At 66.9% G+C, this 16210-nt stretch carries 11 protein-coding genes and 4 pseudogenes; 8 read left to right on the top strand and 7 right to left on the bottom strand.

The genetic code is table 11. The annotated features are described in order from the left end of the window. The first annotated feature begins 2757 nt into the window (after nucleotides 1–2757). The 4 genes and pseudogenes from ACH4FH_RS38330 (at nucleotide 2758) to ACH4FH_RS38315 (ending at nucleotide 5124) form a co-directional block, all read left to right on the top strand. Nucleotides 2758–3150, top strand: a complete 393-nt coding sequence (locus ACH4FH_RS38330; RefSeq protein ID WP_398560607.1) for an ATP-binding protein — start codon at nucleotides 2758–2760, stop codon at nucleotides 3148–3150. Nucleotides 3151–4020: 870 nt separating this feature from the next. Beyond that, a pseudogene (locus tag ACH4FH_RS38325) lies at nucleotides 4021–4410 on the top strand (phospholipase D-like domain-containing protein); the annotation flags it as partial. A 299-nt stretch (nucleotides 4411–4709) separates the two neighbouring features. Beyond that, nucleotides 4710–4865 (top strand): hypothetical protein, encoded by a 156-nt coding sequence (locus tag ACH4FH_RS38320; protein ID WP_398560606.1) that lies wholly within the window; start codon nucleotides 4710–4712, stop codon nucleotides 4863–4865. A gap of 46 nt (nucleotides 4866–4911) precedes the next feature. After that, nucleotides 4912–5124: a hypothetical protein gene (locus ACH4FH_RS38315; protein WP_398560605.1), complete on the top strand. Its 213-nt coding sequence runs from the start codon at nucleotides 4912–4914 to the stop codon at nucleotides 5122–5124. Here the strand turns inward: ACH4FH_RS38315 and ACH4FH_RS38310 are convergent. The 4 genes and pseudogenes from ACH4FH_RS38310 to ACH4FH_RS38295 form a co-directional block, all read right to left on the bottom strand. After that, entirely contained in the window at nucleotides 5077–7107 is a 2031-nt protein-coding gene (locus ACH4FH_RS38310; protein WP_398560604.1) for a hypothetical protein, read from the bottom strand. The two genes, ACH4FH_RS38315 and ACH4FH_RS38310, sit on opposite strands and share 48 nt — an antisense overlap. Nucleotides 7108–7146: 39 nt before the next feature. Further along, complete coding sequence (locus ACH4FH_RS38305; protein WP_398560603.1) at nucleotides 7147–8388, bottom strand: acetyl-CoA carboxylase biotin carboxylase subunit family protein; 1242 nt, start codon at nucleotides 8386–8388, stop codon at nucleotides 7147–7149. Between the two features lie 305 nt (nucleotides 8389–8693). Next, a pseudogene (locus ACH4FH_RS38300) lies at nucleotides 8694–8888 on the bottom strand (DUF6243 family protein); the annotation flags it as partial. Nucleotides 8889–8957: 69 nt separating this feature from the next. Then, the gene (locus ACH4FH_RS38295; protein WP_398560602.1) at nucleotides 8958–9452 is read right to left on the bottom strand and encodes a GNAT family N-acetyltransferase; all 495 of its coding nucleotides are present in this window, start codon (nucleotides 9450–9452) and stop codon (nucleotides 8958–8960) included. A gap of 236 nt (nucleotides 9453–9688) precedes the next feature. On the opposite strand from ACH4FH_RS38295, the gene ACH4FH_RS38290 reads away from it, so the two are divergent. After that, nucleotides 9689–10129: a hypothetical protein gene (locus ACH4FH_RS38290; RefSeq protein WP_398560601.1), complete on the top strand. Its 441-nt coding sequence runs from the start codon at nucleotides 9689–9691 to the stop codon at nucleotides 10127–10129. A gap of 436 nt (nucleotides 10130–10565) precedes the next feature. Here ACH4FH_RS38290 and ACH4FH_RS38285 read toward each other — a convergent pair whose 3' ends face one another. Then, nucleotides 10566–10769, bottom strand: coding sequence for a hypothetical protein (locus tag ACH4FH_RS38285; protein WP_398560600.1), 204 nt, complete (start codon nucleotides 10767–10769; stop codon nucleotides 10566–10568). A gap of 409 nt (nucleotides 10770–11178) precedes the next feature. Beyond that, nucleotides 11179–12372, bottom strand: coding sequence for an MFS transporter (locus tag ACH4FH_RS38280; RefSeq protein WP_398560599.1), 1194 nt, complete (start codon nucleotides 12370–12372; stop codon nucleotides 11179–11181). Nucleotides 12373–12475: 103 nt separating this feature from the next. Between ACH4FH_RS38280 and ACH4FH_RS38275 the strand changes: the two genes are divergently transcribed. Continuing rightward, the gene (locus ACH4FH_RS38275; RefSeq protein ID WP_398560598.1) at nucleotides 12476–13111 is read left to right on the top strand and encodes a TetR/AcrR family transcriptional regulator; all 636 of its coding nucleotides are present in this window, start codon (nucleotides 12476–12478) and stop codon (nucleotides 13109–13111) included. Between the two features lie 154 nt (nucleotides 13112–13265). Further along, nucleotides 13266–14213, top strand: coding sequence for an alpha/beta fold hydrolase (locus tag ACH4FH_RS38270; RefSeq protein ID WP_398560597.1), 948 nt, complete (start codon nucleotides 13266–13268; stop codon nucleotides 14211–14213). Between the two features lie 343 nt (nucleotides 14214–14556). Here ACH4FH_RS38270 and ACH4FH_RS38265 read toward each other — a convergent pair. Beyond that, a pseudogene (locus tag ACH4FH_RS38265) lies at nucleotides 14557–15323 on the bottom strand (transposase). Between the two features lie 216 nt (nucleotides 15324–15539). Between ACH4FH_RS38265 and ACH4FH_RS38260 the strand changes: the two are divergent. Next, nucleotides 15540–15887: pseudogene (locus ACH4FH_RS38260) on the top strand (SDR family NAD(P)-dependent oxidoreductase); the annotation flags it as partial. Nucleotides 15888–16210: the final 323 nt, after the last annotated feature.

Raw genomic sequence — 16210 nt, 5'->3', positions numbered from 1 at the left:
TGAGTCACGCGTCCCTGCCACCCCATAGGGGTGTCCGGACGGAGGAGGCCCCGTCACCGCCAGTGGCGCCCTACCTCCAAGCCCAGTCCTTTAGGACCGGGGCAAGTTGACAGCGACGACACCTTCATGCGCGACCGCGACCGCGACCTGTCCGGCTGGGACGCCCTGACCCTGCTGCGCGGGCTCGCCCGGAGAAGACTGACGCTGGGGTCCCACGCGCTCCGTTAGGTGCCGCCCTTCGCCCACATCGGGCAGGGCAGCGCCTCCCCCACCAGTTCAGTCGCGCCAGGTCAACTACCCAGAACACGCACCATCCTGCATCAATAGGATGAATCACCTATTCATGCAATCTGTCAGTTAATGCAGGGTGAGTCATCAACTTCGCTGAAGTGTCAATACCCCAAGGCCTGTAACACGAAAGGTGTGGATTTCAAGCTCAGTAATTGAGTTTCATTTGAGGTTTTAGATGCGCAGTGAATCTGGAAAATGCTTGCGAGGGTTCTCGGCGTATGACAAAGTCAAGATCGACCGCAAGAGTCGTTGAGACTCGGACTAATCGGGGGCGGCTATGGATTCATGTGAATCCTTACCTGACCCCCAAAGAAGGGGGAAACATGAGGAACAGGGTTGGAGCGATATTCACTATCGCCGCCTCTGCCTTCACCGCAAGCCTTCTCGCCGCGCCTGTTGCGTCTGCGGACGTAAGTCCGAAGGCCGAGTACAGCTGCACCTCAGCCCACCACGGGAACTCCGGATCTGCCAAGTGCACCGATATGGCTCGCATGGACCGGTACCGAGTCAAGTTGACCTGCATTGACTCCCGAGGCGTGCAGAGCAACACCTACGGGCCCTGGAGGCCCGGCCTGAGCGGTAAGTGGTCGACCAAGCACTGCCCCGGATCTAGCTACTTTTACAAGGCTGGCTACCAGGTCGAACTCAGCTGAAGTTCCGCCCGTCGCTTGGCAGTAAAATTCTACAGTTTGAACGGAGTTCAGGGTGAACGGGAAAAGGGCTAGCCTCGTCATTGCAGGCATAGTCATGGGCGCGGGCACCATCTTTGCGCCTTCGGCCGTTGCGGATGAAGTCGGAATTCAGTCAGCAGACTGTAATACGTGGCACCGAGGGAACACCGGATACGCCTACTGTTCCGACCTCGGAACGGTAGGCGCGCACAGGGTCAAGGTTGTGTGCACGGATAGTCGAGGCGTAGAGAGCACCGCCTACGGAAGGTGGGCCGCCAATGCGAAGACCTCGAAGCGGAAGTGCCCGGGATCATCGTACCTTGTCCGCGTTGGTTCAGTAATCCGAGACTAAACGAGGCATTTCCGTCCGGTGATGCTTCACGCGTGGTCGTGGGCCAGCGAATAGCTGGCCCACGGTCCGTGTACTTTCGTGCGGCCCGAAAGTGAAAGTCTGGGCCGGAGGTGTCCAGATCGTGGAGGCCGTCCTGGTCCCGCCGGGCCCAGTCGATGGGGTAGCGGGTCGTGCCGCGCCAGCCGCACGAACAAGACCCCCGTACCTCCTCCGCCCGTGGCCGGCTCAGCTTGCCGTCGTAGACTCACCACTCGATGGTCTGATGCATGTGAGAACCACTCCCGGTGTCCAAAAACACCGGCTTGGGTTCGCTCCCGTCGGCGAGCACGGCCCCCTGCCAACCCTTCGTGTGACGACCCGAACTCCTCAGTCCGCCAACCCATGGCTGACCGCCGTCAAACACCTGTTAAGTCGACCACCGCGCCCGGCAGGTGGCCGAGAGAGGTGAGGGTCCACGCCCACGCCCATGAAGGCGCTCCTATGAGATCTACGCGTGCAGCGACTGCCTGCCTTGGCACGCAGATGATCCTCGTCGCGGAAGGCACTGCTGTCATTGCACGTCGTTGGGGAACGCGTGGAGGGGCCCTGGTGCCATATGGCACCAGGGCCCCGAAGGAACTACAACACCATCTGCCGGCCCTCGTACTGCGCCGGCCTTCTGTGTCCGCACGCCCACCCGGGAGAGGGCGGGAAATGCGGGGATCGCGGTTGCTTGACCGGAGACCACCTCACTATCGATGTCCTGCGGTACCCGGGCTCAAGACTTCCGCCCGGGCGATCCTGATGGCGCGGTGCTCCTCCGTTCTTCCCTCTTGATCAACTGCGTCCTGCTGGTGATGCGAACTACTCAGTGGCCTGCGATAGCGCCACTCTTCGGCAGCCAGCCCCGTCGCCCGTCCTGCCTGTGCTCTGGCTTAGAACCCCACTGCCGAACTTCCCGGTGCGCGCGCCCGCAGCCGACGCCTTCACCGAGGTGCTGCTCACTGACTTCACTGCTGGGTACTGCGAACTGCACCTGCCGGTACTGCACTTGCGTCAACTGCGGTACTGCTCATGGCGGCCCCTGATCACTGCGGGCCACCCGGTCCGGTCGTCAGCCCCGTCGCCGTCCTGCAACAACCCTGGCTTCGAAACTCCACCACCGCACCGTCCTACGAACTGCAACTGCGGCACTACTGCCCGGCAGTTCATCTCTGCCGAGCCCTGCGGCCTCTCTGGCTACGAGAGAAACCATAACCACACCACCACCCAATGTCTACTCCGACCGACATAGATTTCCGCGTGTCCGGCGGTGAGGTAATCGACCTCGGAGGGCGGAGGTGAGGCCGTCACTGCCGGGTTAACGGGTCACAGCGCGGGGCAGAAGCCCCGGACAGACAGGACCGGCAGGACAGAACCGGCAGACAGGACCGGGCAATGACGATCCAGAGACCAGGTGATCTGATGGACACGATGAGCCTCGACATGGCAACTGTCCGCTCCGCGACATCCGTCGCCGACGCACGCGGGAGCGCCCGTGACTTCCTTAACGGGCTCGGACGGCCGGCGATCGCACCCGAGGCTGCCGACACGGTGGTCCTGGTGGTCTCGGAGCTCGTCACCAACGCGCTGCGCCACGGCGGCGGCAACTGCACTCTGGACCTGACCGCGCACCCGGACAGCATCGAGGTAGCCGTGCACGACCCCAGCCCGCGGGCCCCGCGTATGCGCACCCCCGACCTGAACGGCGGCACCGGCGGCTTCGGCTGGCCCATGGTCAACCGCCTCGCCCGCGCCACCGCAGTCACCCGCCAGACGGCCGGCGGCAAGACCGTAAGCGCCAACCTCTCCCGCTAGCACCAAGGAGCCGGCGCCGCGACCGGCATGACCGGCGACCTCGCCAAGAGCAATCTCACCGATAGCTTTACCGACAGCCGTGACGGCTGCCAGTAACGCAGTTCGGGTAGTTCATTGCGCCTTCACGCGGCGGGTCGGCGGTGCCAGGTCAGCCCACCGCCACCAGCGTAAGTGCGGCCAAAACGGTGATCACTGCCACGGGAACTATGACGATCCGGGCCCGCGTCATACGCGCTTGCATGCTCTTGCGCCTGGGTACTGAGCGCTCACCGCGGCCTTCGGGGGGTGGGCTGGCCGGTATTTCGTCGGTGGAGAGGGGACCGAGGAGAGTGCGACACCAACCGCAGTCACTCTCCTCGTTTTCCAGCCAGTACGCGCCCGACAGCCCGGCGAAGACCACTGGGGGCAAGTCCTTGTCGCACCTCGCCATGAAGCGTTCAACGAGACGTCCGGTGGCCAGCTACGTCAAAGCGGTCCATCGTGATGCGGCCGTCACCCGGCGGCCCCCGGGTCACACGTCCGAGGCCAGTGCGCAAGGCGACGCCGGCAACGCCGATACGGACAGGTCCCGCAGAGCGAGCACATGTGGGAGAAGGCGCTCCCGTGCTCCGCTTTCCTGACCAGCCAGCAGCAGCGCCCGACTTGCCCACGGCGCCGTCGAGCGCCAGCGAGAAGCGCAAAAGAGCTGGTGCAATGCCCGGAAGTCAGCGAACAGCTAAGTCATCGAAATCGTTGCGGTACGCGGGAGCCTGGTCCTCCCGGGCCAGTACGCCGGTCACGAACCTCGGACATGCCCATCGCCTCCCCCTGCCGCGGCAAAACGGCGCAGGGCCGCCAGAGCGTCATGGCCGAAGACGCGCCCGGCCACAGCGGCCGCCAGTGGAAGTGGAGATCTTGCTGCCGGGCCCGCGCACCGACAAGCGCGTCTCCCAACTCGCCGGCCAGCACCACTACCAGCAGCTGTCAGCCTGCGGCATCAAGATCCACCAGTATCAGCCGACCATGATGCACGCCAAGATCATCACGGTCGACGGGGTCGCCACCCTGATCGGCTCAACGAACTTCAACCGCCAATCCCTCGACCATGATGAAGAGGTCATGCTCGCCGGCCTTGACGAGCGGTTCACCGCAACGCTGGACCGGCACTTCGAAGAAGACCTCGAGGTGAGTGAACCGATCGACAGGATCCGCTGGAAAGGACGAACCGTCTGGCAACGAACGCGGGAAGCAGCAGTCCTACCCATCCGCCGGTTCCTGTAGGCCGGTCCCTCCCATGAGGGGCACCGGCGAGCTGCGGCTGTGAGCCACGTCGGCCATCTCTGCGAAGTTCTCGCGCTGCGCCGAGTAATTGCCGCAGCCGCTTTAGCCGGGATATGCGAGGTGGTCCGGGATCAAGAACACGGGCCGCTCCCGCTCGAAGATCGTCAGGGTAGCCCCGACATGCATGCCGACGGATGCCCCGGCAGCCCTGGACGGCCCCCGGCAACTGTCCCCCCGACTAAGCCCGCATCAGCGTCTCCCAGGCCGCCTGGCGCTGCCGCAACAAGGCACGCGACCTTATGCCCATCGCCGCCAAGCCCGCCGGGGACACTCTCCGCCAGGCGCTCGAACTGGAATACACGGCCCAGCGCCAGGTGGAGCGCGCCGTCATCGCCAAACGCGAAAGCGGCACCACCTGGGACCAGACCGCCTCCGTCGTCGGCACCACCCGGTAGTCCAAATCTGGTCCGGCCACGTGGGCTCTGGGCCCACCTGGACCGCATGGACAACGAAGCCCGGCCCATCGCGGAAATCGTCAATTGCCTGGACCGCCAGTACGCCAAGCTCGATCCCACACGCCGCGACGCGATCTCCAGCCTCGACGCCACCCGCCACCCCGGCTACGAGGACGCCCAGCCCACCGCCCACGGGCAGCGAGTACTGGACTCACCGGCTCGTGGGCCTCTCGGCGGCTTGCAGCATCCCCGCGGGTAGCCGGTCGTTGCCCCAGCTGCGCTCGATGTAGCCGATGATCCGCGCGACGTCCTCGGGGGGCACCCGCTCCGGTTCGCCGTGCTCGAGCGGATCGGCGTGGAAGATGTAGAGCCGCGAGGCGAACTGGTCGAACGGCAATGAGGCCTCGCCGAACCGCTCGCCGTTGCCCGCGGTGGAGACGACGACGCCGTCGCCCCAGTCCTGGCCGCTGTCGTTGTTCGGGTTGAAGAAATACACCCGCATGACGTCCTGTGGGTCCGGCGCGACCCGCAGGATCGTGATCGCGTGCCAGCCGACGTAGCGGCCCGCGCTGTCCGTGACGGCGACGCCGGCCGGCTGCGGATGGATCAGCGGCTGCTCACCGTTGTAGGACGGGTGGTAGCTGGCGTGGAACTGCCGCAGGAAATCGTCCAGGTCGACCAGATTTCCGGTCGCGACGTCGACGTTGATGTGGAACCCACGCGCCGTCCACCAGCCGTGGAACTCGGGGTTGACCCACCGGTGCGGGTCCCCCGGCCGCGCGGCGCATCGCCGCCCCATCTCGGCGTAGATCCGATCCAAGTGGGGCACCACGAGCAGCGACACGGGGTCCAGGTCCATCGGCAGCGTGCTCGCGACTCCGCTCACGCTGTCCTTCGACGAGATCGGCTGACCCTCGAAGTGCATGAGGATCTCGTCGTCGCGGGCCGCCCAGACCAGCACTTGCAGCAGGTAGTCCGGGTCGTTGTAGGCCCACATCGACAGCGCGCGGGCCGACTGGCAGGTGGGGTTGTCGCCCTGACCGACGCCGAGCGGCTGGCCCAGCATCGAGAGCACCCCCGCGACCAACCGCGCCTGCGGACCCGGCACCTCGCCGAAAACGGTCGTCAACCGCTCCCGCGCGACCGGGGAGAGCTCAAGCGCCAGCTGGCGCCACAGCGCGGGCACCACCGGCGGCTCGTAGAGGATGCCGCGGTCGAGCAGCAGCGCCAGCCCGTAGATGCATTGCGCGGTCTGCGGGTGCACGGCCACCTCGATCAGCCGGTGCACCAGTTGGCTGTAGCGCAGCAGGCAGTTCCGGCCGGTGTCGGACAGCCCGAGCGCCTCCCCGACGAGGTAGTCGCTCTCGCGCAGCAGGAACCGGAGCAGTTCCGCGTGGTAGGGCGACACCAGCCCCGTGTCGTGCATCGCCCGCGCGAACCCCGTCGCCTCGTACTGAAGGCCGCCGGCGTCCATCGCCTCGAGCCGGGACCGGAAGACCTCGATGCCCGGGTCCTCCCGGCACGCCTCGGTGGTCCCGAACAGGCTCGTGATGAGCCGGTCGACGCCCTGCCCTGACGACACGCCAAGCGCGACGTCCGGGTCGTTGCGGTAGATCGCGATCCGGGTGATCAGGGACTGCACCGCCTCGACCTGGATCGGACGCTGGCGCAGGATCCGCCAGATCTCGTCGACCAAGTCGTCCAGGACGCTGTCGTAGCCGATCTCTTCGGCGAGGTGGCGGAACAGGTCCCGGATGAGCTGTGCGGTCCGTCCCTGCTGGGTCCGCTCCGCCTCGCTGGGCGGGGTGAACAGCAGCTCCAGGTTCATTGCCAGTACCTGGGACAGGAACTGGCGGGCGTCCTCGGCGGGCAACGTCGGGTGCGCGAAGTCGCCGCGGGCGACGGCGAGCATCCGCAGCTCGCTGGTCGCCTCGATGACGGCGGTGTCCGCGTCTCCGCTGTGCAGGCCCGGGCCGACCAGCGACGGGATGAGGATCTCCGGTGACGCCCAGTCCGTCCCCTGGAAGAGCCCGGCTTCCTCAAGGGCCTGCGCCCTGGCCTGGACCGCCGCGGCGCCGCCCGGCTGTATGAGCACCCGCCGCAATGCTTCCAGGACTCGCCGCAGCTTCGTGTGCTTGCCGAAGTCGCGGGTTTCGGCCATGGCCTGGATGGCATCGTCGAGTGAGGTCACGCGCTTGCCCAGCGTCGTGGCCTCACCGCTGACGTCGACGGTCGGTTTCAAAGGGTTTCCTCAGGTTGGTCTCCTGCGTCCACGGGGTCGTCAGACGTAGAAGTCGAGCTCTTCCTGCTTCTTCAACAGGTCGCGCATCCGGTAAGGGTCATCACCGAAGAAGTACACCAGGCCCCAGTGGGTGCCGAACGCGGTCCTCTTGGTGACAGTCTCCTCGAGCGGCGTCGAGAGGTCGTGCGACTCGTAGTAATCGTCGTCCTCGGTCTCCTCCGGGATCTCCAGGTCGCTGACGACGCGGCGGCGCGGGTAGACACCGAAGCAGCCGGCGACCCCGGACGCGTCGACGACCTCGCGCGGGAAGAAGGCGTCGATCTCCTCCTCGGTCGTCTTCGGGTCGAAGGCCAGCACCAGCGCATGGTAGGCGTTGAACCCATATGCCCGCTCCAGCAGCTCGAACACCTTGAAGCCCGGCGGCCGGTAGGCGACCTCGCCGAAGTACATCTCGCCGTCACTGGTGACGAAGTACTCCGGGTGCACGAAGCCGAACTCGATGTCGAACGTCTTAATGAGCTTCTCGATCTGCGCCGTGATCTGCGGGCGGTACCGCTCCAGTTCCGGAGTTGCCGGCACGAACACCGAGTACCCCAGCGTGACGTATTCGGAGATATTGAGGAACTTGATCTTCCCGTTGTGCACCCACGCCTCGACCGCGAACTCCCAGCCATCGAGGTGGGATTCCATGAGAACCGGGAACTCCTCTTCTGGAATCATGTCGACCTCGTCCGGGGTGCGGATGACGCGGTGCCCGAGGCATCCTGCCTTGTCGAACGCCTTGAGATGGATCGGGTCGTTCGGGTCACCGTCCAGCTTGAGCAGGGTCTGATTGACGCGCTTGAGGAAGCGGATCACGTCGTCCCGGTCGTGGGCTTCCTCGAAAATTCCGACCCGGATCCCGCCAAGTTGCGCGCGGCGCTTCATCAGCGCCTTGTCCCGCAGCAGCATGGCCTGACCGTACAGGCGCGGGTTGTCCAGCAGAACGGAGTTGATCGCCCCTGCCCATTCAACCGTCTCCTCGAACAGCGGGATCGCGACGTCGACACCCTCGCTCTGAAGAGTCTCGGCGATCTCCAAGGAGCGGTCGTTGAGCCGTTCGAAATCCCACGGCAGGTAGGGGATGTCGTGTTCGACGCAGTACTCCTCGGCCCACTCTGGCGCCACGACGACGTATCGCCGATCGAACCGGGCGAGGGCTTCCACCGCATTGAGGCTCCAGCCAAGAAGCGCTACATAGCCTTTGTCCGGATTCCTGGTGACCGGTTCGCCCTGTGTCATAGACCATTCTCCTTCGGCGCATGCGCTCATCGACGTCGTGACCAGCACGACCGTGCCCGGCGATCTGCCTCGCAAGCACCTCGTGCCCGCGCGCAAGCACCTCATTCCTGCGCGCAGGTGCGGAGATGGCATGTTCACGCGGATACGCCCTCCCCCCGGCCGCCTCGATCAATTCCTCACGGGTGTCACTCCCGTCACTCGTCATCCCGCCGCCCACCAGAGCCCCGTCACGGCAGCAGGGTCCGGACCACGCGTCGCCGTCCTGCCCCTGCTGCCGTGTGGTGCCGCCCTGCGGCGGCGGTGCGTCAGCTCTGCGCGGTGCCGCCGCCCGCCTGCCCGGCGCCCTCAGCTACGCCTGCCCTCTCGCGCATCTCGCGCACCAGTTCCGCCTTCTGGTCGGCTGCACCCTGGCGGTCGAGGTTGCGGTGCGGGCCGTTGTTCTGCCGTTCGGCGCGGGACAGCCTCTTGCACTGGCCGCCGCCCCTGCCCACGGGTTTGTTCCGGGCGGCAGCACGTTCCCCGCGTGGAGCTCCCTTCCCGCAGCCGACCCACGAGCAAGACCAAGGTCCCTATGGCTGGAGGTCGCGCTGGTACCAAGTGCCTGACTTGCCGCCGAGATCGGCCGGGGTGGCAGGGCCAACCGAGACGAACCCGGCCTTGGCCAAGACTCTCTGGGACGCGGCGTTGTCGTGGGAGGTGGCCGCCCGCAGTGTGCGCAGGCCGTGCATCACTATCGCTATCCGGCACAACTCCCGGACGGTCGCGGTCGCCACGCCGCGGCCGGCGGCCCGCTCCGCGACCCGGTAGCCGAGTCTGGCAGTGCCCTCCTCCAAGTCGTACAGGTTGAACCTGCCGAGGACCGAGCCGTCCTCGGTAACGAGCACGTAGAAGGCGCAGATGCCGGCCTCCTGCTCGGCCAGCGCGGCGTCGTACCGGTCGGTGAACTGGTCGAAGAAGTCGTCGCCGCGGTCGGAGATCGAGGCAGCGAAGTAGGTGCGGTTCGCCAGCTCGAAGGCCAGGACCGCCGGGGCGTGGCCAGCATCCAGCCGCCTCAGCTCGGGCATTGCCCGACTCTACTTAGATCGAGCGCTGAGCCCACCTGAGTTTCCTCCAGTGGCAGACCAGCCCAAAGATCAGGGCACAAAACGATCTACGGCTGGAGTACTGGCCGCAGAGCATAAAGCCACGACGCCCGGCCACACGCTGAAAACCGGCGTGCGGGTCAGATGGCGCCTTGGGGCCGTAGAGGCGCGGGCAGGTCCGGCCGTCGCATGGCACGGTTACCCCTGGTTTGGCCGCGATGAGCCGCTCGACGACCTCGACGATCTGCACCGTGGTCACTGCGCCGAGGTCGGCGCCTGGCTCCACGCGGCCACGGAGCGCCGCCATCCACGAGGCCCGGCCCTCCAACGCGGCCACGACCAGCGAACACGGCCGCGCCAACATCGCCCGCTTTCACTTCCTCGACCCCACCGCGCGGAACTTCTTCGTCGACTGGGATGCCGCCTGCCACGCCACCGTCGCGCTGCTGCGCGCCCAGGCTGGACGAGAGCCCCACGACCGAGCGCTGCGAGAACTCATTGGCGAACTCTCCACGCTCAGGGCCAAGTTCCGCAAGCACTGGGCTGCCCACGACGTTCGCATCCGCCATGACGGCATCAAGCGGCTGCGACACCCGGAAGCCGGCGACCTGGACCTACCACTCACTGGATCTGCCAGCATCCAACCGAGCGATGCATGACGTGACCATCTACACCGCCGAACCGGGCACGCGGTCCGAAGAACATCTAAAGCTTCTCGCCAGCTGGACAGCAGCCCAACCCCCGACGACAACAGAACATACTCGGCGCTCCGGCTAGGCACTGTTTCTCCGGTCCCCTGAAATGGGGGGATGTTGGGACCAGGCTGACTCTATGGGCCGTGGGGATCTGGCGAATGCGAAGTGGGAGCAGCTGGAGCCGTTCGAAAAGACACCCCCGGCCGCAGTACCTCCAAGAGACACCGCAGGGAGCTCAGGAGCCAGGCGCCGACCTCTTGGTGAATGGCTTGTGGGCCATGAAGCCGGCGAACTCACGGCCGTACCAGACCCGATCGAAGGCGACCCAGTAGGCCAGGGCAGCGAACTGCCTTTCGCCGCACAGCGATGAGGGCCGGGGGCGCACGGACAAATGACAAGCTCAGCGAAGATCGTCCTCGTCCAACGGGACGACGCGCGCCTGCTCGGCCAAGTCGGCTTCACTGGCAACGCTAGCGTCGATATCCTGAAGCACATCGTCTTCCTCGGGGGCGAGTTCGGCCCTTTGTTCTGCCGCATCGGCCTCTGATACTTCCGCGGCAAGCGCCTGGCTCTCGGCGGTGGCGAATTCGTCGGGCTGAAACATCTGTCCTCCTGCACTAAGGGTTGTCCCGTATGGGGTGTGAGTTATCCGGTGGGGGCCAAGTTGCGCAATCGCGATGACCCGTTGCCGGGTCCGCTGGAGCCTGCGCCACCGCCGCGACCTGCAGGGCACCGGCAGTTCGTCCAGCGCCTCCCCGGCGGCAGACACCGCCCCGGACTCTGGTTGTTCGGTCGGCCCGCCTACGCGCCCGTCGGGCCGGATCAGCGCCGCCGTGTCCGGCGGACCACGCGGTCCGCCGGCCACGGCGAGCACGGGAGCGTTCCGGCGCAACGGCACCCGGCGTCCTCAGGGGACACGCACCGACGAAGGGGACGTTGACCGACGGGGCGACCGACGCGCCGGTGGAGGCCGGCTGTCTCGTTGCGTGCAGCCGGCGTGCCCAGCCCCTCCGTCACCTGTTCGTGGGGAAGGCCGCGCGTCGGCCACAGCCGACGATGACGAGGGTGAGGAGCGCGAGAAAGATCAGCGCTGTGGGCAGCATCCGGGCACCGACGCCCTCGATGACAACGGCACCGAGGGCGCCGCCCGCGAAGATAGCGAGGTTGAAGGAGGTGGTGAGCATCGCGTTCGCCACATCGGCGTTCTCACCGGTGGCCTCGCTCATCGCCGTCTGCAGGTGTGTCGCCGCGCCTCCGAAGGCGATGCCCCACAGGACGATTGCGAGGAGCGCGCCGGCGAGGGAGTCCTGGGCGGCCATGAGTACTGCTCCGACGACGACGAAGAGGGCCACGCTCGCCAGCGTGAGCCTGCGCAGCGCTCGGTCGATGAACAGCCCGGTGATCCAGATTCCGACGAGAGCGGCGAGACCGAAGACGACGAGCGCCAGGTCCGGCCGGAGCGCGAGGTGTGCTTCGCGCAGGTAGGGCGCGATGTACGTGTAGAGCAGGTTGTGTGCCAGCATCCACGTGAGGACGACCACGAGGATGGTTGCCACGCCGGGAATTCGCAGCACCTTGGCGAGCGGCACGCGCGTCTGCGCGCGCTGCCCGGCGGCGTCGGGGGCGAGGATGCGGGCGGCTCCCATCACGAGTGCGGCCAGCACTGACATCGCGGCGAAGGACCACCGCCAGCCGACTGCGCTGCCGAGCCAGGAGCCCAGGGGGGTTCCGACGGAGAGGGCCACGGGAGTTCCGGCCATGGCGACGGCCAGGGCCCGCCCGGCGTGCTCGGGTGCCGCGATGCGACGTGCGTATCCGGCGAGCATGCCCCAGAGCAGGCCGGAGAAGGCGCCTGCCACGAACCGGGCCGTCAGTGCGACCGCGAGGGACGGTGCCAGGGCGGTGACGGCATTGGCAACCAGGAACCCGCACAGGCCCGCCAGCAGGAGCGGTCGCCGCCGGCTTCCGCGGGTCAGCGCCGCCGCGGGGATCGCCGCGAGCACCGTGCCGAGCGCATAGGCGCTCACCAGTTGGCCCGCGCCGCCCTCAGACACCCGCAGTCCAGCGGCCAGCTGGGGCAGCAGGCCGGCCGGCAGTGTCTCCGTCATGATCACGAGGAATCCGGTGCAGGCCATCACGGCCAGCGCCGGCAGGGGGAAGTCCGTGTGGGCTCGGGTGGGGGGCGGGGCGGGAGGTGCCGTAGCCACGAGTCATCTCCTTCACTAATTACGGATTGAACGATCCGATTTGACTCCCGCAGGCCGAGGGTGTCAAATCGGATCAGTCAATCCGTAATTGAAGGAGGTTGCCGTGACACCCGCCGGCCGTCCCCGCACCTTTGACGAGGAACTCGTCCTCGAAGCGGCGATGCTGCTGTTCTGGCGACAGGGCTACGAGGCGACCTCGCTGGCCCAGCTGCGCGAGGCCACCGGGCTGTCATCCGCGAGCCTGTATGGCGCCTTCGGCTCGAAGGAAGGACTGTTCGCCCGCGCCGTCGAGCACTACGTCGCCGGACCGGGCAGCGTGACCGACGTCATCGCGGACGAGGCCCTGAGCCCGCGGGAGGCGATCGCACGTCTGCTGCACGGATCGATCGACATGCAGACCGACCCCTCCCACCCCCGCGGTTGCCTCGTGGCCCTGTCAGGCACGGTGGAGGCGCACGGAGCCGAACACGCCGGCGGGGTGCGGGAAGTCGTCGCGACACGCCGCGCTACCGACCGCGCGCGCATCGCCACCACCGTCATCCGCGGCATCACTTCGGGTGAACTCGCCGAGAACACCGACGTGGACGCCGTCACCGCCATGATCCACGGTTTCCTGCTCGGCATCTCCACTCAGGTCTGCGACGGCATCCCCGCACAGCGACTGCACGCCGCCGCGGACGCCCTGCTCGCCTACTGGGACGCGCCGAGACGGAACACGTCCGGTCTCCGACCTGCCTGATCACGGACGACGGTCAGCGTCGCACCACGGCGGGCAGCGGTCCCCCTACACCCCACCGCTCGGCCCTGGCCGATCCTCGCCCTACCCCTCCCGCAGAATCCCGCATCACCGCACATACGCCAAGCGGGCTCTTGAAAGGAAACACCTGCTCACCATGACCACCGCAGAGCTTCCCACGGCACGGCCGACCGGCTTCGGCACCGTCACCGGCACACCCGGCCTGCCCGCCGAATTCGACAGGGTCTTCTCCAGCCAGTACATCGACGTGGGCTCGGTACGCCTGCACACCGTCACCGGAGGACAGGGGCCGGCCCTGCTGCTGATCGGCGGCTGGCCGCAGTTCTGGTACCAGTGGCGCCGCGTCATGCTGCCGCTCGCCGAGCACTACACGGTCGTCGTGGCCGACCCGCGGGGCACCGGCCTTTCCGACAAACCGCACACCGGGTACGACTCCGCGACCTGCGCCCAGGACTTCCACCGGCTGATGAACCTGCTCGGCCACGATCGGTTCGCTGTCGTCGGCCACGACATCGGCATGTGGACCGCCTACGCCATGGCGGCGGACGCACCGGGCCCCATCCAGCGGATGGCACTCGTGGACGCGATCATCCCCGGCATCTCGCCCTCGCCCCCGCTGCTGAGCGACCGGCGCACGAGCGACTTTCTGTGGCACTTCAACTTCAACCGCGCCGGCGACATCAACGAACAGCTCGTCCAGGGCCGCGAACACCTCTACTTCGGGCACCAATTCGCCACCAAGGCAGCCACTCCTACCGCGATCCCGGCATCCGCGGTGGACGTATACGTCCAGGCGATGCGCCTGCCCGGAGCACTGCGGGCCAGCTTCGAGTACTACCGCGCCATCGACGAGACCATGACGCAGAGCGCCCTGCGCAAGAAGAACCAGCTCACGATCCCCGTGCTGGCGGTCGCCGGCGATGCCCTGGGCGGAGAGAACATGGAGAACGAAGTCCGTGCCCTGACCGACGACGTGAGCAGCATCGTCATCCCCGACTGCGGCCACTTCGTACCGGAAGAAGCCCCCGAGGACTTCCTCAACGCCCTGCTGCCGTTCCTGCAGCCCTACCGTGCCGGTCTCTGATCGACAGCGTCAAAAGCCCTGAGCGCCTGGCCCGTCACCCGTTCGACTCAGGTCGTCGGTGGTGACGTTGGGCTGTCGTCTGGGGCCGGGACGGGATTGCGACTGTTCTTCGCGCCGCCCCGAGCCGGTCAAAACGGCCTACACGTCCGTGCCCATACGCATCCGAATTCGCCCACACGACACCACCCGCTTCGCTCCCGCTGCCCTGCGCTGATGTCACCGGAGCCGACCTGAGTCGCATCTGTCCCGGGGTGTGGCGTGGTGCGCGGTGGAACTCACCACCTAAGGCTTGTCCCGTAAGTGATCTTCGAGCTGGCGGGGACACTGCCGTCGGGGCGCGCAGCTATCCAGCGAGAGTGAGGTTGTGCAGGCGGGCAACGCCGAGGATGGCGTGGTGGACTCCTTCTCTTTTGAGCCGGCAGTCGCGGAGGATCTTCCAGGTCTTCATGCGGGCGAAGGTGTGCTCGACTCGGGCGCGAACCTGCTTGTGGGAGCGGTTGTGTTCCTCCTTCCAGGTCGGGAGTTCTTCGCCCTTGCGGCGACGGTGTGGAACGACCAGACCGGTGCCCTGATAGCCACCGTCGGCAATCGTCATCGTGTTGCCGACGGCGGCTTTGGCACCGGACTCCTCCCACCCTCGGGAATCGTGCCGGTTGCCGGGCAGCTGCCGGCCAACCACGACGACGCGGCGGGTGTCGGCGTCGATGACCACTGATGGGCGGTGGAGTACCGATAGTTCTTCGACTGCTCGGCAACTGTGTGGTCGCGGGTGGGCACCAGGGTGCCATCCACGATGAGCACGGTGTCCTTGCGGAACCGCTTCCGCGGCTGGAGCGCGAGCATAGGTCCGAGGTGGGCAATGATCCGGTCCGCGGACGACTTGGAGATCCCGAACAACAGGGCAAGCTGCCGCATCGTCAAGTTCGTCCGCCAGTAAGCCGTGACCAGCAAGATGCGATCTTCAAGCGACAGGCTCCACGGGCGACCGCAGTGCCGATCGACGGCCTGCTCGCGCCGTATCACGGTCACCAACTTGCTAAAGCTGCGCGGGCTCAGCCCGCTGAAGGGAGCTATCCAGGACGGCGTCGACGCCGTGATCACACCAGCCACACCATGATCGTTCCACCCCGGGGACGAGGCCGAGCGAGTGCCCTTCCGCGCAAGGGTCAGCGGCCAACGGTGCTGTGCCTGCGGACGTGTCCAGCCAGAATGTTGTCGTGGCCGAAGACGAACAGAGCAGCATAGAACCGTGTTCCTTCCTGATGTGCGCGACGGAGGTGGCTCGGCTGCTGGGTGTCGAAGACGTCGCCATGAAGCCGGCCGGATGGGGTCACCGCCCACACCGACCGGGTGGACGTGCTGATCAACAACGGTGCCCGCTACCTGGAAGGCCCTGATCTGTGGGATGCCGACGACGGCGCGATCACCGACACCATCGCATCCGGAGCCACCGGCACCCTGCTCACGGTCAAGCACTTCCTCCCGCTGCTGCGCGCTTCTATTGGTGCGGATGTGGTCAACCTGGTCTCCTCGGCTGCGGAAGCCCGGAACCACCGCTCTCAGGCACACCCTGCGTTCTACGCGGCCAAAGCCGCCCAGGCCGGCTTCGCCGACATCCTCTCCCACCGGCTCCGCCCCGAGGGCATCCGTGTCATCTCGCTCTACCCACCGGACGCTGTTCACGCTGCGTAGTCGCCACGCCCGGCGCGAAAACCCTCCCGGCCGCCCTAGGCCAGACGGCCGAAGCCCCTGGCACCCGCAACCGCCCGGCGAGCACTCCTGCGGGCGACCCACTGTTCGGCGGGCGCCCTCCCCCGTAACCGGCGCCCGGGGGGGCGCCGGCGCGCCCCGCCCCGCCCGCCGCCGCCACACGTCCGGCAAGATCGCGCAGCGGGCTGTCCCCTAGTACTCCAGTTAGAAATCGTTGCCTGAGCTGGTTGGTTTCGTTGTTCTGGGCATGGTGGGGGTGGATGAGGTCGGTGTGTGGGCGGCCGAGC

The sequence above is a fragment of the Streptomyces sp. NPDC017993 genome (genome assembly GCF_044328065.1).
Lineage (GTDB): Bacteria > Actinomycetota > Actinomycetes > Streptomycetales > Streptomycetaceae > Streptomyces.
The sequence above is the reverse complement of the archived record's forward strand: the minus strand, read 5'-3'. Positions and strand labels throughout refer to the sequence as shown.

Bases quoted from the DNA above. Each gene is read 5' to 3' on its own strand.
- ACH4FH_RS38270 (WP_398560597.1), top strand. From the start codon at position 13,266: ATGACCACCGCAGAGCTTCCCACGGCACGGCCGACCGGCTTCGGCACC.
- ACH4FH_RS38330 (WP_398560607.1), top strand. From the start codon at position 2,758: ATGGACACGATGAGCCTCGACATGGCAACTGTCCGCTCCGCGACATCC.
- ACH4FH_RS38290 (WP_398560601.1), top strand. From the start codon at position 9,689: ATGAGCCGCTCGACGACCTCGACGATCTGCACCGTGGTCACTGCGCCG.
- ACH4FH_RS38305 (WP_398560603.1), bottom strand. From the start codon at position 8,388: ATGACACAGGGCGAACCGGTCACCAGGAATCCGGACAAAGGCTATGTA.
- ACH4FH_RS38285 (WP_398560600.1), bottom strand. From the start codon at position 10,769: ATGTTTCAGCCCGACGAATTCGCCACCGCCGAGAGCCAGGCGCTTGCC.
- ACH4FH_RS38315 (WP_398560605.1), top strand. From the start codon at position 4,912: ATGGACAACGAAGCCCGGCCCATCGCGGAAATCGTCAATTGCCTGGAC.
- ACH4FH_RS38320 (WP_398560606.1), top strand. From the start codon at position 4,710: ATGCCCATCGCCGCCAAGCCCGCCGGGGACACTCTCCGCCAGGCGCTC.
- ACH4FH_RS38295 (WP_398560602.1), bottom strand. From the start codon at position 9,452: ATGCCCGAGCTGAGGCGGCTGGATGCTGGCCACGCCCCGGCGGTCCTG.